Origin of the sequence: Variovorax sp. PBL-E5 (genome assembly GCF_901827185.1) — a bacterium.
Lineage (GTDB): Bacteria > Pseudomonadota > Gammaproteobacteria > Burkholderiales > Burkholderiaceae_C > Variovorax.
This window is the reverse complement of the sequence record NZ_LR594671.1, coordinates 3,908,058-3,929,404: the sequence shown is the minus strand read 5'-3', so window position 1 is coordinate 3,929,404 and position 21,347 is coordinate 3,908,058. Positions and strand designations below refer to the sequence as shown.

Sequence of the window (21,347 nt, the reverse complement as noted above, 5' to 3'; positions counted from 1 at the left end):
GCCGAGATAGGCGTCCTGCACCTTCGGATTGCCCAGCAACTCGTGCCCGCTGCCGGTCAGCACGATGCGGTCGGTCTCGATCACGTAGGCGCGGCGATATGGCGCAGCACACCTGCAACTTCCAAAAGCTCTCCGTATAGGGGTTTTCCTGATTACCTCGGGCCGGCAGAGTGGCACATTTGTCCTATTAATCTTATTCTTCCTATTTGACTTACCATGAATGAGAGCAGGACTTTTGACTTCGTCGTGGTTGGAGCGGGCTCGGCCGGGGGCACTTTGGCAGCTCGCCTCAGCGAATCCGGACGGCACCGCGTCCTGCTGCTCGAGGCAGGGGACGACAGCTTTTCGTGGTGGCTCAGGATTCCGGCGGGCGTGGCCAAGATTCTGGTGGGCGACGAACACTTGTGGAGGCTTCAAGCGGAGCCAGACCCAGGGGTGCTCAACAGGAGATTCTTCTTCCCGCGCGGCAAGCGGTTGGGCGGCACATCGGCCGTCAATGGCATGTTCTGGGTTCGAGGTGATCCGTGTGAATACGATCACTGGCGCAACATGGGGAACGCCGGATGGGGCTACGAGGATCTGCTCCCTCTGTTCAAACGCATGGAGACGTATTCAGGCGCGCCGTCGGAAGGCTCGACGCGCGGGACGTCCGGGCCTCTGCATATCTCTGAATACGGTCCTCGAGACGCGCTGACGGATGCATTTCTGAAGGCCTGCGCTCAGGCGGGAATCCCTGAGAACGAAGACTACAACGACGGGAAATACGCGGGTGCCTGTCTCATGCAGCTGTCGACCAAGGCGGGCCTGCGCTGGGCGGTTCGAGAGGCCTATCTCAAACCCGCGATGGCGCGACCCAACCTGGAGATCGCGCTCAATGCGCATGCGCGCAGAGTCCTGGTCGGCAATGGCCGTGCGGAAGGCGTCGAATATCTTCAGGATGGCGAGCTCCATCGTGCCCTGGCTTTCCGCGAAGTCGTCGTCTGCGCGGGTGCAGCGCATTCACCCCAGTTGCTGGAAGTATCCGGAATCGGCGACGAGAAGCGCATTGCATCACTTGGAGTCCCGCTCGTCAGGAATCTTCCAGCCGTAGGGGAGAACCTTCGCGATCACCTTCACGCGCGCCTGATGCTGAGGGCAAAGAATGTGAAGACGCTGAACATGATCATGCGCAGCGACTTCGAGAAGGCGCGAATGGGAGGGCTCTACGCGCTCACACGGAATGGGCTCATGTCCACACCGGGCGCCACCGCGCACGCCTTTGTTTCCGATCGAGCGGATGCCATACAGCCCAGCATCAAGCTGCAGTTGCATCACCTTTCGAGCCCCAACGAACGAGACCCGAAGCGCGTGGTGCTTGACGAGTTTCCCGGCTTCTCGATCGGGATCGTGCAGTTGCAGCCTCGATCGCTCGGTTCGGTGCACGCGTCTTCGCCCGACATTGCACTGCCGCCGATCATCACAACGCGACATCTGTCCGAACGCGACGACCTCGATACCTACATCCAGGGATTTCGGATCGCACGCAAGGTTGCGCAGCAGCCGGCGTTCGCAAATTACGTCGAAGAGGAGATTCGACCCGGAAACAAGGTCGAGTCCGACGAAGACATCGAGGACTACCTCAGGGCATCGATCTTTTCCTCCTACCACCCGACGGGCACGTGCCGCATGGGAAGCGACGAGGCCATCAGTGTGGTGGACGCCAGGCTGAGGGTGCATGGCATCGGAGGTTTGCGCGTTGCGGATGCCTCCATCATGCCGACGATCCCGTCTTCGAACACGAATGCGCCCGCCATCGTGATCGGAGAGAAGGCCGCACAGATGGTCCTTGAAGACGCCGTTCGTGCATAGCGTCTTTCGAATCAAACGAACTGGAAAACGAACCATGCCACATCTGGTCATCGAGTACTCCGTGCCGTTGAATCCGCCGAACGCGCAACGCCTCTGCCGGGCGACGGCCGAGTCCCTTCGCGCACACGTGAAGGCCAACGGCAGCCCTGAATACCCGCCCAGCGGGACCTTCGTGCGTGCCTATAGAGCAGAGGCAACCCAGCATGCCGAAGACAGAAACGACGCGCACTTCGTTCACGCGATCCTGAAGATCGGTCCTGGTCGAGATGATCCGACAAAGGAAAGGACCGGGAAGGCGCTGCTGCAAGCCCTGCAAGCCTTCTTCGAGCAAGGCACGGCAGCCAGCGTCCCGACGATATCCGTCGAACTGCTCGAATTTCCACAAACCCTGTGGCGCGCTTGACCAGGAATCCGCGCACGTGTCCCCAAGAGGGCGATGAGCACGGCGTCCTTGAAGCTGACGAAGCACGTCGTCGACATCAACTCAACGAAATGAAAAGGTAATCCCCATGCCTCGTATGACTCCTAGCGAAGCCTTCGTCGAAACACTGGTGGCCGAGGGCGTGCAGCACGTCACCGGATTGGTGGGTTCGGCATTCCAGGATGCACTGGACTTGTTTCCGCACGCCGGCATTCGATTCGTTCCGGTCCATCACGAACTGACCGCGGCGCACATGGCAGATGGCTATGCGCGGGCAACAGGACGGACGGCCGTGTGCATCGGGCAGAACGGGCCTGGCTGCACCAACATGTTGACGGCCATCGCTGTGGCCTATCAAGCGCATTCGCCTGTGGTGGTGGTCACTCCGTCTGCCATGAACTCCCTGTCTGGCCTGGATGGGCTGCAGGAGATCGACCAGATGGACATCTTTCGGGCTGTCACCAAGTTCCAGGCAAGGGTTCCGTCCCCGTCCCGGATGGCTGAGACGATGCGAGCTGCTTTCCGCCATGCGACTGCGAGGCTGGGGCCTGCCCAGGTCGATATTCCTCGCGACTTCTTCTATGGGGATACCGATCAGGTGATTCTCAAGCCGGAGCAGTACAGATCTTCGGCCACGATTCGCGCAGACGAGGCATCCATCGGTCGCGCTGCAGATCTGCTTGCCAAGGCCAAAAAACCGATGATCCTGGCGGGCTATGGATGCGTGGTCTCGGAGGCGTACGACGCGACGGCCGCGCTCGCAGAGTTCCTCGATTGCCCGGTTGCCAACACCTACTGGCACAACGATTCATTCCCGACGGATCATCCTCTGGCCGTCGGCGCCCTCGGATTCAACGGCTCGAAAGTGGCGATGCAGATGCTCGCCGAAGCGGATGTCGTGTTGATGCTTGGATCGCGAATCAATGACTTCGGCTACGCACCGCAGTATGGGATGCGCTACTACCCTCACCAGGCAAAGATCATCCAGGTGGACATCGATTCAGCGCAGATCGGGCGTTCCAAGCCAGTGGATGTCTCGGTGGTTGGTGATGCCAGACTCACCGCAACCGCCATCCTTGAGCACCTGCAGCGCCAGGGGGAAGGTTCCCGCCGCGGTGATACGCGCAGCACGGTTGGGGCGCTGAAGGTGCAATGGCGCGCGGAGCTGGACGTGATGTGTCGCCCGGCGTCCGAGTACATCAACCCGTACGCGGCAACTCGCGCCATATGCGAGGCTCTCCCGGAGAACGCATTTGTCACGACCGACATCGGCTTCTCCCCCTGCATTCCCAATGCATTCCTTCGCTTCACAAAGCCGCGCAGATATATAGCGCCAGGCAACTTCGCGAACGTCGGGTTCGGCTTCCCGGCGGCACTGGGCGTCAAGCTCGCCCATCCCGAAGATCCGGTGGTCGCATTCGTGGGAGATGGCGGCTGGGGCTTCGCACTCCAGGAGGTCATGACCGCGCTCGAGGAAAATCTCCCCGTCGTGGTCATCCTGATGAACAACGGTGTCCTCGGCGCGGAAAAGGCCAATCAAGCCACCTTCCTCGAGTCCCGGTTCGTGGGAGTCGATGTCGGCGCCGGATTCAACTACGCCGAGATCGCCAGGGCGATGGGGGCCGACGCGCAGCGGATCACTGACATCGAGCAGCTCGTGCCGGCATTCAAGAAAGCCGTCGAATCCAGCCAGATATGCGTTCTCGAGGTGATGACGGACCCGGAAATACTCAACAAGCCGTTCAGGGGCGAGGCACTGTCCAAGGCCGTTCGCCATCTCGACAAGTACAAGCATCTCGCATCGCCTGCCTGAGAAGTCCTTGGACGATTCATTGGAGTGCTATCCCATGCTCACGAAATCAAGCAGTGAATGGAGTTCCGCCATGTCAGGCGTTGAGACGTCCGACGGTCGGGCCGGCGTTGTACCGGCGATACGCATCCGGGGTTACGACCACACCTATCCCTCCGAGAAGGATGGACAACTGCGGCTCGTCGAAGCCCTGCGAGGCATCGACCTGAGCATCGGTTCGGGCGAGTTTGTCTCCTTCCTGGGCCCGAGTGGTTGCGGCAAGACGACGCTGCTCAACGTGCTGGGTGGGCTAGAAGCACCCCAAAGCGACGATATCCGAATCCTCGGCGAACCGCCCAGAGCGGGGAGGACGGATATCGCCTACATGTTCGCAAGACCCGCGTTGTTTCCATGGTTGACCGTGCTGCAGAACGTGCTGCTCGGCATGGAGGTGCGCCAGCTCAACGAGCAAGAACGCCTTCCGCGAGCACAGAGATTCATCCAATCGGTAGGGCTTGGTGGCTTCGAGGACGCCTATCCAGGGCAGTTGTCCCAAGGCATGCGGCAGAGGGCTGCCCTGGCCAGAACATTCTCCCTCAACAGTCCGATTCTGCTGATGGACGAGCCATTCGGCGCGCTGGACGCCCAAACCAAATTGACATTGCAGGAGCTGTTGATGGAATTGTTCGAGGAAGGCGGAAAGAAGACGGTGGTTTTCGTCACCCACGATCTGGGTGAAGCCATTGCACTCTCGGATCGCGTCGTCGTTTTTTCCGATCGACCGGGAAGGATCATCAAGGACTACAAGGTGCCGCTGTCTCATCCTCGCGTCGTCGAAGAGCTCCAGGGACAAGCGAGCTACCACGAAGTCTATGCAGAGCTATGGCAGACGCTCGCGCAAGCGAAGAGAAACACGCAAGGAGGGCATTGATATGGCATCGCATCATCTTGCCGATCTGGCGCGTGAGCGGAGCAAGGCCAAACGACGTCGCTCCACCGCCATATGGTTGATCCGCTTCGGGGCTCTTGCAGGCACCCTCGTGCTATGGCAAGCAGTTGCCGATCTGAAGATCGTCGACTCCGCACTCCTTTCTCGGCCCACGGACGTCGCGGACTACATGGTGCAGAACTTCGGAACCATTTTGGCCAAGAATGCCAGCGTTACCCTGCTGTCTGCGCTTGCAGGCTTCGTGCTCGGCAGTCTGGCAGCGACCATCGTCGGATTTCTGCTCGTGCGTTCACCGCTGCTCGAAACCGCGCTGGACCCTTTTCTGACGCTGCTCAATGCCTTTCCCCGAATTGCACTGGCGCCCTTGTTTGTTGCGTGGCTTGGTATTGGCGCGGTATCGAACATCGTGACCGCAATCACCGTGATCTTCTTTATCGTCCTGATCAACGTGATCGCAGGTGCCAAGAGCGTGGATCGAGACCTTGGCCTGTTGATGACTTCGCTGGGTGCTTCATCGGCTGTGAGGTTTCGCCGCCTCGTGCTTCCTTGGGCGGTGCCAAGCATCTTCGCCGGCCTCAAGCTCGCACTGATCTACGCGATGCTGGCGGTGATCGTCTCCGAAATGATGGCCGGATCCAAGGGGTTGGGTGGGCAGGTTTCCTATCTGAGCAACACCTTCCACATGGACGGCGTCTTCGCGGTCCTGATCTTCGTCGCCATTCTCACAACGCTTCTAACGACGGCGATGAACTGGCTCGAACGCAGGCTTCTCAGGTGGCAGGCGGCGTGAAGCTTCGACAACACATTGAAAATACAAGGAGACATTCATGAACTATTCTTTTGACCGGTTGCGGACCAGTCTGGTGGCGATTTTCCTGGCTGGACTGTCTTTGTCCTGCTTTTCTCAGAGCAATTCGCTGAAGGTTCAATACTATCCGGGCGTCGCTTTCAGCGTCACGTTCTACGTCGCCATGGCAGAGGGGCTTTTCAAGAAGCACGGCGTCGATGTAGAAACCGTCGGTGTGACGAGCGGGCCGGCGGCGCTCGCCGCTTTGAGTGGTGGCAGTGTCGAGATCGCGGCTGTCAATCCCGATCTGCTGGTCGCGGCTCGCCAAAGAGGCTTGGACTTCAAGGGAATCTGCGCAGCCTCGGGACCTTACTTCGAACTGGTCGGTGCAAGCGGCTTCGCCCGCAAGCCCTATCCGGAAGTCATGCAGCAGATATCGGGCAAGAACATCGGAGTCAATGCACTTGGCTCTGGCGGGCAGTTCTTCATGGAGGCGATGCTCGAGGGAGCGGGAATGTCCAAGGAGAGCGTGACCTACATTCCCGTCGGCCCGGTCGCAGCAGTTGAAGCGATGCAGAACAAGCGTGTCGACTTCTACATGTCGTTCGAGCCGATGACGACCTTCCTGACCCAGAGTGGCAACGGGAAGCTGCTGTGGAGTCTTGCCGATGCCGAGGGGCCCACAGCCCTCACCAAGTTGCGTGTCGGCATCGTCTGGATCGCGCAAGGAGGGGCGCTCGAGAAAGAGCCGGCGAAGTACCTGGCCTTCAACCGAGCCCTGGAGGAAGCCAAGGCCTTCGTCAGTGATCCGGTCAATGCGGACAAGGTCGCAGGTGATGTCCTCAAGCTCGCAGGCGTCAACACCAAGGGGCTGGCCGGGGGCGATGAAACGATGCGCGAAGTCATCAAGAAGAAGCTATTGCGCGTCAATGCGATCACTAGGTTTGACACCAACGAGGTCGACCAGTGGCTGACCTATATGGCGCAGTACCAGAACAGCATGCTCAAACCGTCGAGTGCATCGGCGGCGAGCGGTCAGGCGCTTTCGCAAAAGACTGTCTGGGCGAGCGGCTGCAAGTGAAGTTGACAAGAGACTTTTCTATCCACGAGGTTCACCATGCATCACCATAGTTCGGAGTTTTTATCCCGGAAGTACCTGGTGCTCACCGAACGGCTCGGCATTCGCTATCCCATCCTTTGCGCCACCGCAGGCGGGCCGTTCACCATCGATCTTGCGGTTGCAGTGGCGGAGGCCGGTGGCCTGGGTGGCTTGGGGGTGACACGTTGGCCCGACGAACTAGCGAAAGACAGAGTACGGATGATCGGTGCGAGAACGAGCAAGCCATTTGCCGTGGGGATCATTCTGGCGATTCTGCCGTCCGCTTCCAGGAAGCTGGCCCTGGTGCTGGAGGCGGGCGCGCCTGTTGTCCAGTTCTCGTGGGGAACGCCGACGCCGGAGCAAGTGGCTCTTGTGCGATCGTTCGGTGCGAAGCTGTCGATGCAGGTGACCAACCTGGGAGGGGCGAGGCAGGCTTTGGACGTGGGTGTCGACTACATCGTTTGCCAAGGGCAGGAGGCCGGCGGCCATGTGCAGGCGCAATCGAGTTGGCTGGACACGCTTGCGCCCATCCTGGAGATTGCTGGCGATACGCCGGTTGTCGTCGCCGGTGGACTCGGAGATGGCAAGGCCTTGAGAAAGGTTCTGTTGAACGGGGCCTCGGGGGGCATCTTTGGTACGCGCTTCGTGGCCACGCGGGAGTCCTGTGCAATTCCCGAATGGAAGGAGCAGCTGACGACAGCCATCGCGGCGGATACTGCGTTGACCGTGTGTTTCGACGAGGGATGGCCGCAGTCGTTGCACCGCGTGTTGCGCAACGAGACGCTGAACCAATGGGAGGCTTCTGGCTCGATGCCCAAGGGACGGCGACCGGGAGAAGGAGAGGTCGTTGCGAATGACGGCACCAATGATATCCTTCGCTACGAGGCGACTTCTCCCATCGTCGGGATGTCGGGAGATCCTGCCGAGACTTCGATGTGGGCCGGGATCGGCGTGGACGCGATCCACGACATCCCTCCTGCTGGAGAACTGGTGCGGCGTATCTGGGCGGAATGCGTAGGAGACAGTTGTAGTTCGCTCGCACCGAGTTGAATGACCCTACAGTTGAATTTCTTGATGACATCCCACCGGCCTCTCTACCAGACGCTTGCTTCAGTTCTTGAGCGCGAAATTCAGGAGGGCAAATGGAAGCCCGGCGATCGCCTTCCCACTGAAGTGGAGTTGATGGAACTTCACGGCATGGGCAGAGTGACGGTGCGTCATGCACTCGATCTCCTGCGTGGCAAGAACATGATCGAGCGCTTTCCGCAGCGAGGTTCGGTGGTACTGGATCCCAGTCTGGTTGTAGGGATGCGCAGCCTGGACACCATCAGCGATGTCGTCAGGCTCGGGATGGAAACAGAGACGGAAGCCGTCAGTTGGGGGCTGGTCGATGCACCCGAGTCAGCGGCCGTGTTCTTTGGCAAGGGACAGGACAAGGTCTACAGATTGCATGGAACTCGGCAGAAGCTCGGTGTCACGGTCTATGCAGTGACGAGCTATATCCGGGAAGAACTAGGTGCACGCATTTCAGAAGTCGACCTTTCCAGTCACACGCCCCTCGAGTTGATACGCAATCTGAACGTGCCCGTCGTGCGCGGTGACGAGGAGATCTGGGCAGAGAGCGCTGATGCGCAGATCGCCGATGAGCTTCATATCCCGGCTGGATCGACTGTGATCATTGAACAGCGTCGCCTGTATGGTCGCGGTTCACTGCCTATTGTTTTGGCCACCACATGGTGGCGGACTGATCAGTATCGAAGGATCTCCAAGATAACTCACTAGACATGATGGTCGCTCGATAGGCGAAGGAAGGCTCGTCTCCGGTATCGTGGATTGCGCACTCTGAGAGTGTGCCGAGCCACATGCGGCGGGTTTCCCCAGCCGCAATCCGTATGGAGACGAGCCATGGACGAGAGTATCAAGTTCTTCGTGGGTTTGGATGCGCACAAGGACAGCATTGCTGCTGCCGTTTGTGAAGCTGGGCGAGAGCCGAGCCGGTTCGTGGGCACGCTCGGGCCTGACGTGCAGGGGGTGCTCAAGACGCTGCGCAAGTACGGTCCGGCGCGGCAGGTGAGCGTGGTCTACGAGGCCGGGCCCACCGGCTACGGGCTGCATCGAGAGCTGACTCGGCGCGGCTATCGCTGCGAGATCATCGCGCCGTCCTTGATACCGCGGCGAGCAGGCGAACGCATCAAGACCGACCGGCGCGATTGGGCCCGGCTGGCCGAGCTTTCCCGGGCGGGCGAGCTCAAGGCCATCTGGGTGCCCGACCAGACGCACGAGGCGCTGCGCAATCTCTGGCGTGCGCGCGAAGACGCCGTGAACATGCGCCTGAGGGCGCGCCAGCTCATGGGCTACCTCGGACTCGTGCCCTCGGAGCATTCCAGCGGCACAGCGTGCGCCGTGGCTCGATCACCAAGACCGGCAATGCACACGCGCGGCGCCTGTTGACCGAGGCGGCGTGGAACTACCGTTTCCCGGCGCGCATCAGCAACGAGTTGCGCGACCGCAGCAAGGCGTTGCCGCCCGGCATTCGCACTCACGCATGGAAGGCGCAGGTGCGCTTGTGTTCGCGATTCGCGCAACTGTCGAGCCGAGGCGTGCAGGCCAACAAGGTCTGCGTGGCGGTGGCACGGGAGTTGGCGGGGTTCGTCTGGGCGATCGCCCAGCAGGCAACGCCCAGCCCTGCGGCACGATCACGATAGGAAGAACCCTCACCGACACTATCCACAGAACCCTTCGGGGGCAACCTGCGCCACTAGAGCGAGGCAGCTTCCATGACGGATCGATGCACGGTGGTAACCAACCCACGGATATCAGTCTGATCCATCGTCGCAGCAGCAGACTTGTGTCGCATCACCCCGTGCCACTGGCCCAACAACTCAATCCGTGCCCCTTGACACGGAGCGAACATATCAGTGTCGTGAGTTAGTCCCGCAAACAGCTCAGAACATCTGGAAGCTGCTGTTCGGCGTGCGATAAAGGAGGCACCGCCTTAGCCGCCCAGATACGCGTCCTGCACCTTCGGGTCACCGAGCAGCTCATGCCCGCTGCCGGTGAGCACGATGCGACCGGTTTCGATCACGTAGGCGCGGTCGGCGATCTTGAGGGCCTGCCGCACGTTCTGCTCGACCAGGAAGATCGTGAGGCCGGCCTTGTTGATCTCGCGCAGCGTGCGAAAGATGTCCTGCACGATGATCGGCGCCAGCCCCATCGAGGGTTCGTCGAGCAGCAGCACGCGCGGCTTGGCCATCAGGGCGCGGCCGATCGCGAGCATCTGCTGTTCGCCGCCCGAGAGATTGCCGGCGAGGCCGTCCGAGCGCTCCTTGAGCCGCGGGAACAACGTGTAGACATGCTCGAGCGCATCGGCGCGCTGAGCGCGGCCGTCGCGGCGCGTGTAGGCACCGAGTTCGAGGTTCTCGCGCACCGTCAGCGTGGTCAGCGTGGCGCGGCCTTCGGCCACCTGCACCATGCCGGCGCCGACGATCTTGTGCGGCGACAGCGTCGTGAGGTCACGCCCGTCGAGCACGACGCGGCCCGCCGCCTTCTTCACCAGCCCCGACAGCGCGAGCAGCGTGGTCGACTTGCCCGCGCCATTGGCGCCGACCAGCGTGGTGATGCGGCCTTCGTTCAGTTCGAAGTCGATGCCCTTGACGGCCTCGATGTGGCCATAGGCGACCTTGAGGCCTTCGACTTTGAGCAATGGGGTGTTCATGATGCCGCCCCTTCGCTGGTCGCTTCGTCTTCTTCGCGGCCGAGGTAGGCCTCGATCACCTGCGGGTCGTTGCGGATCTCGTCGGGCCCGCCGCGCGCGATGATCCGGCCGAAATTCAGCACCGCGATGTGCTCGCACAGGCCCATCACGAAGCGCATGTCGTGCTCGATCATGAAGATGGTGTAACCGCGGCCCGCGATGTTGCGGATCTCGTGCATCAGGTCGGTCTTCTCGGTGCTGTTCATGCCGGCCACCGGCTCGTCGAGCAGGAGCAGCTTCGGCTCGGTCGCCAGGGCGCGCGCGAGTTCGAGCTTGCGCTGGTCGCCATAGGAGAGGTTGTCGGCCACGTCCTCGCTCTTGTGGTCGAGCTTGACCCACGACAGCAGCTCGCGCGCCCGGTCGCGCGCGCGGCGCTCCTCGCTGCGGAACAGGCCGGAGGAGGCGAGCAGGCCGAAGGCGCCGTAGCGCAGCTGCGCGTGCATGCCGACCATCACGTTCTCCAGCAGCGACATCTCCTTGAAGATGCGGATGTTCTGGAAGGTGCGCGCGATGCCGCCGCGCGTGATCTGGTGCGGCTTCATGCCCGCGAGGTCGCGGCCTTCGAAGCGGATCGTGCCGCCGGTCACCGGCAGCAGCCCGGTCGTGAGGTTGAACACCGTCGTCTTGCCGGCGCCGTTCGGGCCGATGAGCCCGAACACGCCGCCCTGCGGCACGTCGAGGTGGACTTCCTGCAGCACCTTGAGGCCGCCGAAATGGCGCGAGACGCCGTCGAGCGAAAGCAGGGGCGTAGTCATGCGTGCACTCCCGCCTTGCGCCCGAACCAGTGCCGGAATCGCGCCGGGTCCCAGATGCCCTTCGGCAGGAAGAGCACGATCAGCACCAGGATCACGCCGTTCACCACCAGCCGGAAATCGCCGAAGCCGCGCAGCGCCTCGGGCAGGATCGTGAGGATCATGCCGCCGAGCACCGGGCCCGTGAGGCCGTTGATGCCGCCGAGCACGGTCATCGTGAGGATGTCGACGCCGCGGTCGAAGCCGAACTCGTTCGGCCCGATGAAGAAGGTCAGGTGCGCGTTGAGCGCGCCGGCCAGGCCGGCGATGGCCGCGCCCAGCACGAAGGCCAGCATCTTGTGCGCGCCGACATCGATGCCCATCAGGCCGGCGGCGGTCTCGTCTTCCTTGATCGACTCGAAGGCGCGGCCGATCTTCGAGCGGCGCAGGCGCCACAGCGCCAGCAGCACCAGCACCACTGCGAGCGCGACGTGCCACCATTGCGTCGATGGCGGGATGCCGTTCAGGCCGAGCGCACCGCCGGTGAGCGATTCGGCATTCAGGATCACGATGCGCACCACCTCGCCGAAGGCCAGCGTCGCCATCGCGAGGTAGACGCCCGACAGCCGCAGCGTCGGCTTGCCGATCACGAAGGCGGTGAATGCCGGTGCCGCCATGCCGGCCGCGATCGCGACCGGAAAGGGCACGCCATAGCTCATGGTGAGGATCGCCGAGGTGTAGGCGCCGATGCCCATGAAGGCGGCGTTGGCGACGGTCAGCATGCCGCAGGCGAGCGTGAGCCAGATCGACAGCGCCAGCAGCGCGTTCGTGCCCAGCGTGAGCACCAGGTTGCTGTAGACCTGCCAGAAGTTGTTGAGGGCGTCCATCAGACTTTCCGTTCTTGCAGCGTGCCGAACAGGCCCTTGGGGCGCACGAGCAGGACAAGGAACAACAGGCCGAACGCCACCGCGTCGCGCATCGTCGACCCGATGTAGGCCACCGACAGCACTTCTGCGAAGCCGAGGAACAGGCCGCCCAGCATCGCGCCGCGGATGTCGCCCATGCCGCCGAGGATGATCACCGCGATGCCCTTGTGCAGCATCGGCTGGCCCATCAGCGGGAACACGGCGTTGGAATAAAGGCCGATCAGCACGCCCGCCAGGCCGCCGAGCGCGGCGGCCGCGAAGGAGGTCAGATAGAACAGGCCCTCGACGTTGATGCCCAGCAGGTAGGCCGCTTTCGGCGACTCGGCGATCGCGCGCAAGGCACGCCCGAGCTGGGTGCGCTTGAGCGACACCATCAGCACCGCCATCAGCGCAAAGGACAGGATGATGATGCCGAGTTCGAGCGCCGTCAGGTGGATGCCCGCGATGCCCAGCGAATCGCCCGAGATCACGCCGGCCGGAAAGCGGATGTTCTGCGCGCCGAACAGGCCCTGCATGCCGTTGCCGAGGATGATCGCGACGCCGATGGTGGCGATCATCGGGATCAGGTGCGGCGCATTGCGTGCGCGCAGCGGCTTGAGCACCAGGAAGTCGATCAGGAGCCCGAGCAGCCCGCAGAAGACGAACGCGAACAGCAGGCCCGCCCAGAGCGGAAGCGCGAAGCGCGCCATGATCTCGACCGCCGCATAGGCGCCGACCATGAACACCGCGCCATGCGAGAGGTTGATGACGCCAAGCACGCCGAAGATGAGCGTGAAGCCCAGCGCGAAGAGCGCATACACGCATCCGAGCGAAAGGGCATTGACCAACTGCTGTTCAAGCATGGTGATAGCCTTCAAAAAATAAGAGCATGCGTGTACGTGAGGTGCCGCGGATCTGGCTCAGCCAGTCCGCAGGCACCGCCCCCGGCAGGGGGAAGGCGTAGGCGACACGAAGTGCGCCGCAGCCTGGGGGCGAGCTTATTTCTCGATGACGAAGTCAGCACCCTTCGTGACGCTCACGATGGGCAGCTGCTGCGCGTCGTAGCCGGCCGGCTTGCCGGCCTTGTCGGTGGCGCGGCGGAACTGGAACGCGCCGGTGGCACCCGTGTACTTCACCGCCGGCAGCGCATCGCGCACCGCCGCGCGGTCGGCCGTCAGGTTGCCGGACAGCTTCACGCCCTTCAGCGCCTGCGCCGCGATGTACATCGCGTCGTAGGCCTGGGCGGCGAACTGGTCGGGCGCCGTCTTGTACTTCTCGTTGTAGGCCTTGATGAACTTGCTGTTCTCGGGCGTCGCATTGCTGGCCGACCACGGGCTGCCGACATAGAGGTTGTCGGAGTTGCCCTTGGCCAGGTCGAACACCTTGGACGAGTTCATGCCGTTGCCGCCGATGAAGGGCACGTTGAGGCCGAGCTGGCGCGCCTGCACCATGATCGGCGCGCCTTCGGCGAGCAGGGCCGACAGCACGATCGCATCGGCGCCGCTGGCCTTGATCTTGGTCAGCTGGGCCTTGAAGTCGACGTCGCCCTTGGCGAAGGTCTCGGTGGTGGTGACCGGGATCTTCAGGTCTTCGAGGGCCTTCTTGAAGTTGTCGTAGCCGCTCTTGGTGAACACGTCGTCGTTGCCGTAGAGCACCGCGACCTTCTTGATGCCGGCCTTCTTGACCGCGACCTTGATGGTCTCGGGCAGCACGTCGGCCTCGGTCACCGAATTGCGGAACACGTAGTCGCCGATCGAGGTGATGCCGTCGGCCGTGTTCGAGGTGCCGAAGGCCACCGTCTTGGCGGCCTGCGCGATCGGGTCGGCGGCCTGCGCCGAGTTCGACAGCGTCGGGCCGAACACCATCAGCGCCTGGTCCTGGAAGATCAGTTTCTTGAAGACGTTGATCGCTTCTTCCTTCTTGCCCTGTTCGTCGGCGACGACGAGCTCGATCTTGTTGCCGTTGATGCCGCCCGCGGCATTGATTTCGCCAACGGCGAGTTCGAAGCCGTTGCGGATCGCAACGCCGTACTGGGCTGCGCCGCCGGACAGGGCCTCGGCCACACCGATCTTCAGATCGGCGGCCTGGGCGGCTGTGCAGAGAGCGCCGAAGGCGGCGAGCGCGAGCAGCGAGGTCTTGAACGGGAGTTGTCTCATTGGGTGATCTTTCGAGGGTCGTTGGAACGGGGGGGCTATTTTATAAGCCGGTGGTGCCACTTTAGGTTTCGTTGGCCGGCAGCTCCGTTTTGCCTTCGCTTGCCAGGGGTGGAAGGCCAAGGAAAATTCGGGTCATCAGGGAAAATGCGCATGCGGAGTCGCGGTAGAGGTGAGAAGGCTTTCACCAAGCGGGTGCGCGGGGATGGACCGTGTCGGCAGGGGACAGGAGCACTTTCGCGCGCGAGGCGGCTCTGGCCGCCGCAGACGAAAGTGCCGGCGGCATCGTAGGTTCCGACGCTCAGGGCGTTGGTGGTACGGAGCGCCGACTCATCGCACGGCGCATCGAGATGGCGAATGCGATGAAGAGCGCCACGACGGGCGTCGGGATGGGGATCGATGCGACCCGACTTACTCTTCGGACTCGTGCCGTATGCCGCGTTCGTCAATCCGGCAACACCATTTCGCCGACCTGGCCCAATTCAGTTTGCTCTTGTTTTTCTCGACCACACCATCGGCAAGCAAGTTGTCGGGCTGGCCGTCCAAACCCGTGTCGTCCTCATAGATATGAACAGAGAGCCCTTCACTCAACAAGACGGTTGCTCCGGACGAATTGGCTCGAGTGTCAGTCTTCGAGAGCAGTACCAAGTTGGGCTCCAGCATCTCGTTGAAGCCCACAAGAATGCGTGGTGATTTCACGTTTTGCTCGCTTCATCTATGCGGTGGTGCGGCCGAACCATTGCGGATGTCTCACTCCGGCCGCTTCCAGGCGGGATGCATGGACGTACAGGCGTGTCGGGTGAGGTTCATCGCCAGAGTGCCAAATGGGGTCATGCTTTTCCTCTCATCAGTAGCGCTTCCAATAGCTTGGTGGAGGGCGATCATCCGGATCGTTTGAGTACACTTCGAGATACGCAGCTTTCGGTACTGCACCATCCTTCGGAACCTTGCAGTCAACGTACCAAGCACGTGCGATGAGACCCAACTTGAGATTGTCAATGCGATCGTCCCCGCCAAAGGCCGTGTAATACACGCCTGACGGAGGAAGCCCAATGCGCTGGCGCCCATTCCTTGTTTGGAGGTCGATCTGCGCGTTGCTCACGGTAATCACCTTGCCGACCACGTTTGGATTGCTGGTGCCGGGTCTATAGGTATCCGGCCAGGGGAGCGTGCACGCGGCTTCGCTTGCGTTTGACATATTCCAGCAGAGCACCAAGAGTACGAGACTCCGTGTGATGGTTGTCCAAGAAACATTCATGCTCACCACCTTGAATACGGAAGCGATTGACCGGGATTGGCCTTTTCCAGGCTTCAGACTTCGAACACAAGGTATCCACGTCGGCATTTTGAGCACGCGTGCAACCAAGCGTAGGCACCCACCCTTGCTGTGGATCAAGTGCGTGATTGCCTAGACTTGACCCACCACCGTGAATCCAGCGCGAACGCCCGTCGGTCGTGCGCCACTTGGCGGTACCAAACTCCTTTGAGTTGGGATACTCACAGTGCGCCGACGGCACGACCGTCCATGGCGGAGAAGAGGGCATCGAGTTCGCTCGCATGGCCCAGGCGCGCATGCATTCTGGCCAACTCGCCGACGGCGCGATCGGCCAGCGCTTTGGCGTGCGGCTGCATCGCGCCAGTGCGGCTTCGAGTGCTGCGTTCTCGGACTGCGAGCTCGGGCCCATCGCGACCAGCGGTTCTTCGAGGCCCGGGACGATCCTGATGGGCGCGGGGCCGGCGCGCGACGCGATCGCCACCAGGAGCAGCGCGCCGAATCCGGCGCAGCGGCGCAAGACAGAGTGAAAGTGAGTGATGAGGTCCGGCGCGCTGCGCAGCCGCGCCATGGCCGAAGCCGATGCGCTGGTCATGATCCCGTCCCTTGCCCCTTGGGGGCTGTCGTTATTGCGGGCGGATCATAGCGACGCGTTTCAAAAGATCAAGCGCTGTCGGGCGCGGCCGAAGGGCTCGCTGGCCGCGCTTCCTACAATCGCCCGTCCTTGTCGTTTGTCCTTGTCTGGAGCCGAGTCTGATGCAGCGTCGTTCCCTGATCCAACGTGGCGCACTCGCGGGCCTCGTGGCCGCGGGCATCGCGCCCGCGGTGCACGCGCAGGCCGCCACGCGCTGGCGCCTCGCATCGGGCTTTGCGAGGCCGCTGGATCTTCTCTATGGCGGCGCCGAGACCTTCGCCCGCAAGGTCGGCGAGATGACCGGTGGCCGCTTCCAGATCGAGGTGCATGCCGCGGGCGAGCTGATGCCCGCGCACGCCGTGCTCGACGGCGTGCAGCAAGGTGCGATCGAAGCCTGCCACACCGCCGGCGCCAGCTTCGCTGCCAAGGACGAGGTGTTCGCCATCGGCTCGGCGCTGCCCTTCGGCATGAATGCGCGCGAGCTCTCGGCCTGGATGACCGAGGGCAACGGACTGAAGCTCACGCGCGAGTTCTACGGCCGCCTCGATGCGCTGAACTTTTCCTGCGGCAACACCGGGGCGCCGGCGGGCGCCTGGTTTCGGCGCGAGATCCGCAGCCCGCATGATTTCAAGGGGCTGAAGTTCTGCTTCGGCGGTCTGGCGCCGCGCGTGCTCGAACGGCTCGGCGGCGTGCCGCAGAAGCTGGCCGACAGCGAGGTCGTTGCCGCACTGGCCAAGGGCGCGATCGGCGCGGCCGAGGGCCACTCGCCCTACGACGACCAGAAGCTCGGCTTGCAGAAAGCGGCATCGCACTACGCCTACCCCGGCTGGTGGTCGGCCGGCCTGCAGCTCGAGCTGCTGGTCAATCGAAAGGCCTTCGATGCGCTCAGCGCCGAATACAAGGCCATCGTCGAAGTGGCCTGTGCATTCACGCAGCTCGACATGCAGGCGCGCTACGCTGCGCGCAACCCGGTGGCCTTGCAGCAGTTGATGCGCGGCGGCATCGTGGCGCAGGCTTTTCCGAAGCCGGTGCTCGAGGCCGCGTTCAGGGCGACCCTGGACCTGGACCGCGAGCTGAGCGCCAGGAATGCCGGCTGGAAGAAGATCCACGACGACTACCGCGCCTTCCAGAAGGAAGCGCTGATCGGCGCCCGCTACGCCGAGGCGCCCTTCGACGCCTTCCTGCAGTCGATGAAGTGGTGAGGCGCGAAGGGGCGTCGGGTTTCCATGGTCGCGCCGGCGGCGCGCGTCGCCATAATGCGCGATGCCCTCGAACCCTTCGTCCGGGGCGCCGTTCACCATGGCCGGCCTGCCTCATTCCATCGACTCGCCCGACATGCGGCGCGCGGGCCGTGAACTGCTCTCGCTGGCATTGATCGACGCGCGCAATCACACCTTGCATCTGCTGTCGCTCTACGAGCAACTGCTGGGCTCGCCCGCGCTGCCCGTGCCGCGGGTCGAAGGCATCGATCCGCCGCTCTGGCTGGCGGGTCATATCGGCTGGTTCGCGGAGTGGTGGATCGCGCGCAACACGCAGCGCGCCTTCGGTGCCGCATGCCCCGTGCGCCCGACGCGGCTGGCCGCGATCGAACCGCAGGCCGACCTGTGGTGGAACCCGGCGCAGCTGGCCGCGCAGGACCGCTGGTCGCCCGAACTGCCGGACCTCCAGCAGGCCAGGGCCTACCTGCTCGACACGCTCGAAAGCACGCTCGAACTGCTGGAGCACGCGGTCGAGACCGATGCCGGCCTCTACTTCTATCGCCTCGCGCTGTTCCACGAGGATTTGCGCGGCGAGCAGCTGGTCGTGATGGCGCAGACGCTCGGCATCTCGCTGGGTGTCGAGCTGCCGCCGGCCGCGGTGTCGCACGAGCCGGTGCTGGTGCCTTCGATCTCGTGGGAGCTCGGGCTGCCCGACGAGGGCTTTACCTTCGCCCAGGAACGCGGCACGTACACGGTCGAGGTGCCCGAGTTCGAGATCGACGCGCAGCCGGTGACCTGGAGCCAGTACGTCGAGTTCGTCGACGACGGCGGCTACGACCGCCCCGAACTCTGGCATCCCGAAGGCCGCGCCTGGCTCGAGTGCCAGGCCGAAGGGCGCCGCGGGCCGCGCCATGTCGAGCAGATCGGCGCCGCGCGCCACGGCACGGGCGGATCGGTGCTGCAGCGCCAGTTCGGCAAGACGGTGCGCGCCGCCGGCAACCGCAGCGCGGTGCATGTGAGCTGGTGGGAGTCCGATGCCTGGGCGCGCTGGGCCGGGCGCCGCCTTGCCACCGAGGTCGAGTGGGAGATCGCGGCCCACACCGCCGCGCGGCGCGGCTTTCGTTGGGCCGACGTGCACGAGTGGACCGCCGGCACGCTCAAGCCCTGGCCCGGGCATGTGGCCGATCCGTGGAGCGTGGACACCGAGTTCGATCCGCAGCCGGCCTTCGGCCGCGCGCGCGTGCTGCGCGGCGCGTCCTTCGCCACGCGCGCGCGCCTGCGCTCGCCCAAGCGCCGCGGCTTCGCGGCGCCCGAGCGCGACGACGGCTTCTTCGGGTTCCGGACCTGCGCGCTTTGAGCGTCGCCACGCGTGCCATCATCGCGAATCGCCTGCAGGCCCTGCAGGCGCCCACATCCATGGAAAGGACGCTGCCGGATGGCTCGCGTGCGTGACACGGCCGGCTACGACGGCCAGCGAGAGATGATTCTTGCCAATGCGGCGCAATTGTTCGCGCAGCGCGGCTATGCAGGCACGTCGATGAACGAGGTGGCGGCGGCCTGCGGCGTGTCGAAGGCGACGCTCTATCACTACGTGCGCGACAAGCACGACCTGGCCGTGCGCATCGCCGAAGACCATGTGCTGCGGCTGGAGGCGATCGTGACCGAGATCCTGCGCGAGCATGCCGAGCCCGAAGCCCGGCTGCGCGAACTCATCCGCCGCTTCGTCGCCGAATCCGCGATCGCGCAGAACGCGCAGCGCGTGCTGACCGAGGACGTGCGCTTTCTGCGCGAGGAAGACCGGGCGCGCATCATCGGTGTCGAGCGGCGCGTGGTCGCCGCCTTCGCGCGCACCATCGCCGAGGTGCGCGGCGAAGCGCCCGACAGCCTGCTGGGCAAGCCGATGGCGATGCTGCTGTTCGGCATGATCAACTGGATGTTCACCTGGCTCAAGCCGGACGGCGAACTCGACGGCGACGCGATCGGCCGGATCGTCTCGCAGTTGTACTTCGGCGGCGTGCGCGCCGTGGTGCGGCCGGGGTCGGCATCGCTACACTCCCGGGGCACGAAATGAGCGCGATGAACAGGACTTCACCATGAGTCGGCAGCCCCTGCGGATTCAGATCGGCAACCGCTGGACCTTCTTCACCTATGCCCGCACCGATTGCCGGCTGCTGGGCACCGTGCAGGACGGCATGCAGATCGGCGCGCTCGCTCAGCTCGATGATGGCTCCTATGCGCAGGTCAACGGCGACGTGATCCGGCCGCTCAACACCAGCCGCGTCATGCAGGTGCTGAGCCGCACGCCCGGTGCGCCAGCCTCCGCAGCGCCGGCCGCCGCCAGGCCGGCAACCCCCGCGACCGTTCCGACCGTGATCATCAAGAAGCGGCGCATCGTTCGTCCTTCGACCGAAAGCACCGGCGCCTGAGCACGCCGGCGCAGGATGTGAATGCCGCCGCCCTTGCCACCGCAAACCAGCGCCCTCTATAATCTACCGGACGGTCGGTCAATCATTTCAACCCAGAGAGGAACGCGATGAACGAAGCCCTGGTGCGCGTCACCGACAACGGCCCCGTGCGCACGCTGCAGCTGAACCGGCCGGAAGCGCTCAACAGCTTCACCTCCCAATTGCATGCCGAGCTCATGGCCGCGCTGAACGCCGCGGCGGACGACGACGGCGTGCGCTGCGTGGTGCTCGGCGGCGCAGGCCGCGCCTTCTGCGCGGGTCAGGATCTGGCGGATCCGATGGTGGCGCCCGACACCACGCCCGGTGCCCGGCCCAAGGATCTCGGCCATGTGATCGAAGCGCTCTATGCGCCGCTGGTGCTGCGCCTGCGTTCCATGCCGGTGCCGGTGATCGCGGCCGTGCACGGCGTCGCCGCGGGCGCGGGCGCCAATCTCGCGCTGTGCTGCGACCTCGTTGTGGCCGGCCGCTCGGCGAGCTTCATCCAGGCCTTCGCGAAGATCGGACTGGTGCCCGACACCGGCGGCACCTGGCTGTTGCCGCGCCTCGTCGGATCGGCGCGCGCGCTCGGGCTCGCGATGCTCGGCGACAAGCTGCCGGCCGAAGAGGCCGCGCAGATGGGCCTGATCTGGAAATGCGTCGACGATGCCGAGCTGGCCTCGACGGTCGATGCGCTGGCCGCGCGGCTGGCCGCGATGCCGTCGCGCGCACTGGCCGCCACGCGCCAGGCGCTGGCCGATGCACAGCGGCTCGACCTGCCGGCCGCGCTGGCCAACGAGGCCGGCCTGCAGCGCCAGCTGGGCGCCGCGCACGACTACCAGGAGGGCGTGGACGCCTTCCGCGCCAAGCGCGCCCCCCGCTTCTCGGACCGCTGAAAGGATTCGTCGAATGGTTGAACGCACACCGCAGCAGACGGCCGACTTCGTGCGCGAAGGCATGTATGCCAACGACCGCGCCACGCAGACGCTGGGCATGCAGATCATCGAGGTCGCGCCGGGCCGCGCGGAGATCCGCATGAAGGTCCGCGAGGACATGCTCAACGGCCACCAGACCTGCCACGGCGGCTTCATCGCCGCACTGGCCGATTCGACCTTCGCCTTCGCCTGCAATTCGTACAACGAACTCACCGTGGCTTCCGGTTTCGGCATCGACTTCGTCGCCCCGGCGCGCGAGGGCGACCTGCTGACGGCGCGCTGCGCCGAAGTCGCGAAGGCAGGGCGAACCGGTATTTACGACACCGAGGTGATCAATCAGCATGGCGATCGCGTGGCGGTGTTTCGCGGCCGTTCCTACAGCATCAAGGGCAAGCCGGCCGTGCCGGCCTGAGCGCCGCGACCGTCCGG

Annotated in this window: 22 protein-coding genes and 1 pseudogene; 16 read left to right on the top strand and 7 right to left on the bottom strand. The window is 63.8% G+C overall.

What is annotated here, in order from left to right:
- Positions 1 to 216 precede the first annotated feature (216 nt).
- The 9 genes and pseudogenes from WDLP6_RS19145 to WDLP6_RS19105 all read left to right on the top strand — a co-directional run bounded on the left by WDLP6_RS19145 (position 217) and on the right by WDLP6_RS19105 (position 9,598).
- Positions 217 to 1,848 (top strand): GMC family oxidoreductase, encoded by a 1,632-nt coding sequence (locus WDLP6_RS19145; RefSeq protein WP_162593632.1) that lies wholly within the window; start codon positions 217 to 219, stop codon positions 1,846 to 1,848.
- A 34-nt stretch (positions 1,849 to 1,882) separates the two neighbouring features.
- On the top strand, positions 1,883 to 2,251 hold the full coding sequence (locus tag WDLP6_RS19140; protein ID WP_162593631.1) for a 5-carboxymethyl-2-hydroxymuconate isomerase: 369 nt from the start codon (positions 1,883 to 1,885) through the stop codon (positions 2,249 to 2,251).
- A 106-nt stretch (positions 2,252 to 2,357) separates the two neighbouring features.
- Entirely contained in the window at positions 2,358 to 4,082 is a 1,725-nt protein-coding gene (locus WDLP6_RS19135) for a sulfoacetaldehyde acetyltransferase (RefSeq protein WP_197910174.1), read from the top strand.
- Between the two features lie 7 nt (positions 4,083 to 4,089).
- A complete protein-coding gene (locus WDLP6_RS19130) occupies positions 4,090 to 4,989 on the top strand; it encodes an ABC transporter ATP-binding protein (protein ID WP_232077122.1) in 900 nt (299 codons plus the stop codon).
- 1 nt (position 4,990) lies between these two features.
- Complete coding sequence (locus WDLP6_RS19125) at positions 4,991 to 5,797, top strand: ABC transporter permease (RefSeq protein ID WP_162593630.1); 807 nt, start codon at positions 4,991 to 4,993, stop codon at positions 5,795 to 5,797.
- Positions 5,798 to 5,834: 37 nt separating this feature from the next.
- Positions 5,835 to 6,875, top strand: coding sequence for an ABC transporter substrate-binding protein (locus WDLP6_RS19120; protein ID WP_162593629.1), 1,041 nt, complete (start codon positions 5,835 to 5,837; stop codon positions 6,873 to 6,875).
- A 36-nt stretch (positions 6,876 to 6,911) separates the two neighbouring features.
- The gene (locus WDLP6_RS19115) at positions 6,912 to 7,943 is read left to right on the top strand and encodes an NAD(P)H-dependent flavin oxidoreductase (RefSeq protein WP_162593628.1); all 1,032 of its coding nucleotides are present in this window, start codon (positions 6,912 to 6,914) and stop codon (positions 7,941 to 7,943) included.
- Positions 7,944 to 8,675, top strand: coding sequence for a GntR family transcriptional regulator (locus WDLP6_RS19110; RefSeq protein WP_162593627.1), 732 nt, complete (start codon positions 7,944 to 7,946; stop codon positions 8,673 to 8,675).
- Between the two features lie 123 nt (positions 8,676 to 8,798).
- Positions 8,799 to 9,598, top strand: a pseudogene (locus tag WDLP6_RS19105) (transposase).
- A gap of 290 nt (positions 9,599 to 9,888) precedes the next feature.
- Here WDLP6_RS19105 and WDLP6_RS19100 read toward each other — a convergent pair.
- The 7 genes from WDLP6_RS19100 to WDLP6_RS19070 all read right to left on the bottom strand — a co-directional run bounded on the left by WDLP6_RS19100 (position 9,889) and on the right by WDLP6_RS19070 (position 15,694).
- A complete protein-coding gene (locus tag WDLP6_RS19100) occupies positions 9,889 to 10,608 on the bottom strand; it encodes an ABC transporter ATP-binding protein (RefSeq protein WP_162593626.1) in 720 nt (239 codons plus the stop codon).
- The gene (locus WDLP6_RS19095; RefSeq protein WP_443083418.1) at positions 10,605 to 11,402 is read right to left on the bottom strand and encodes an ABC transporter ATP-binding protein; all 798 of its coding nucleotides are present in this window, start codon (positions 11,400 to 11,402) and stop codon (positions 10,605 to 10,607) included. The genes WDLP6_RS19100 and WDLP6_RS19095 overlap by 4 nt, the downstream gene beginning before the upstream one ends.
- Positions 11,399 to 12,265: a branched-chain amino acid ABC transporter permease gene (locus WDLP6_RS19090; RefSeq protein ID WP_162593625.1), complete on the bottom strand. Its 867-nt coding sequence runs from the start codon at positions 12,263 to 12,265 to the stop codon at positions 11,399 to 11,401. Before WDLP6_RS19090 ends, WDLP6_RS19095 begins: the two co-directional genes overlap by 4 nt.
- A complete protein-coding gene (locus tag WDLP6_RS19085) occupies positions 12,265 to 13,146 on the bottom strand; it encodes a branched-chain amino acid ABC transporter permease (RefSeq protein ID WP_162568744.1) in 882 nt (293 codons plus the stop codon). The genes WDLP6_RS19090 and WDLP6_RS19085 overlap by 1 nt, the downstream gene beginning before the upstream one ends.
- Before the next feature lie 135 nt (positions 13,147 to 13,281).
- Positions 13,282 to 14,439, bottom strand: coding sequence for an ABC transporter substrate-binding protein (locus WDLP6_RS19080; RefSeq protein WP_162593624.1), 1,158 nt, complete (start codon positions 14,437 to 14,439; stop codon positions 13,282 to 13,284).
- Positions 14,440 to 14,847: 408 nt separating this feature from the next.
- Positions 14,848 to 15,135, bottom strand: a complete 288-nt coding sequence (locus WDLP6_RS19075) for a hypothetical protein (protein ID WP_162590691.1) — start codon at positions 15,133 to 15,135, stop codon at positions 14,848 to 14,850.
- A 148-nt stretch (positions 15,136 to 15,283) separates the two neighbouring features.
- Positions 15,284 to 15,694: a hypothetical protein gene (locus WDLP6_RS19070; RefSeq protein ID WP_162593623.1), complete on the bottom strand. Its 411-nt coding sequence runs from the start codon at positions 15,692 to 15,694 to the stop codon at positions 15,284 to 15,286.
- A gap of 230 nt (positions 15,695 to 15,924) precedes the next feature.
- Here WDLP6_RS19070 and WDLP6_RS19065 point away from each other — a divergent pair, with 230 nt between their 5' ends.
- The 7 genes from WDLP6_RS19065 (at position 15,925) to paaI (ending at position 21,330) form a co-directional block, all read left to right on the top strand.
- A complete protein-coding gene (locus WDLP6_RS19065) occupies positions 15,925 to 16,239 on the top strand; it encodes a hypothetical protein (protein ID WP_162593622.1) in 315 nt (104 codons plus the stop codon).
- Positions 16,240 to 16,465: 226 nt separating this feature from the next.
- Positions 16,466 to 17,545 (top strand): TRAP transporter substrate-binding protein, encoded by a 1,080-nt coding sequence (locus WDLP6_RS19060; protein WP_162593621.1) that lies wholly within the window; start codon positions 16,466 to 16,468, stop codon positions 17,543 to 17,545.
- 97 nt (positions 17,546 to 17,642) lie between these two features.
- Positions 17,643 to 18,899, top strand: a complete 1,257-nt coding sequence (locus WDLP6_RS19055) for an SUMF1/EgtB/PvdO family nonheme iron enzyme (RefSeq protein ID WP_162593620.1) — start codon at positions 17,643 to 17,645, stop codon at positions 18,897 to 18,899.
- A gap of 78 nt (positions 18,900 to 18,977) precedes the next feature.
- Entirely contained in the window at positions 18,978 to 19,613 is a 636-nt protein-coding gene (locus WDLP6_RS19050) for a TetR/AcrR family transcriptional regulator (RefSeq protein WP_162593619.1), read from the top strand.
- Positions 19,614 to 19,635: 22 nt separating this feature from the next.
- Positions 19,636 to 19,968 carry a hypothetical protein gene (locus WDLP6_RS19045; protein ID WP_162593618.1) on the top strand — a complete coding sequence of 111 codons (333 nt, stop codon included), beginning with the start codon at positions 19,636 to 19,638 and terminating at the stop codon, positions 19,966 to 19,968.
- 107 nt (positions 19,969 to 20,075) lie between these two features.
- The gene (locus tag WDLP6_RS19040; RefSeq protein ID WP_162568736.1) at positions 20,076 to 20,879 is read left to right on the top strand and encodes an enoyl-CoA hydratase-related protein; all 804 of its coding nucleotides are present in this window, start codon (positions 20,076 to 20,078) and stop codon (positions 20,877 to 20,879) included.
- Between the two features lie 13 nt (positions 20,880 to 20,892).
- A complete protein-coding gene (paaI, locus tag WDLP6_RS19035) occupies positions 20,893 to 21,330 on the top strand; it encodes a hydroxyphenylacetyl-CoA thioesterase PaaI (protein ID WP_162568735.1) in 438 nt (145 codons plus the stop codon).
- The last annotated feature ends 17 nt before the right edge of the window (positions 21,331 to 21,347 follow it).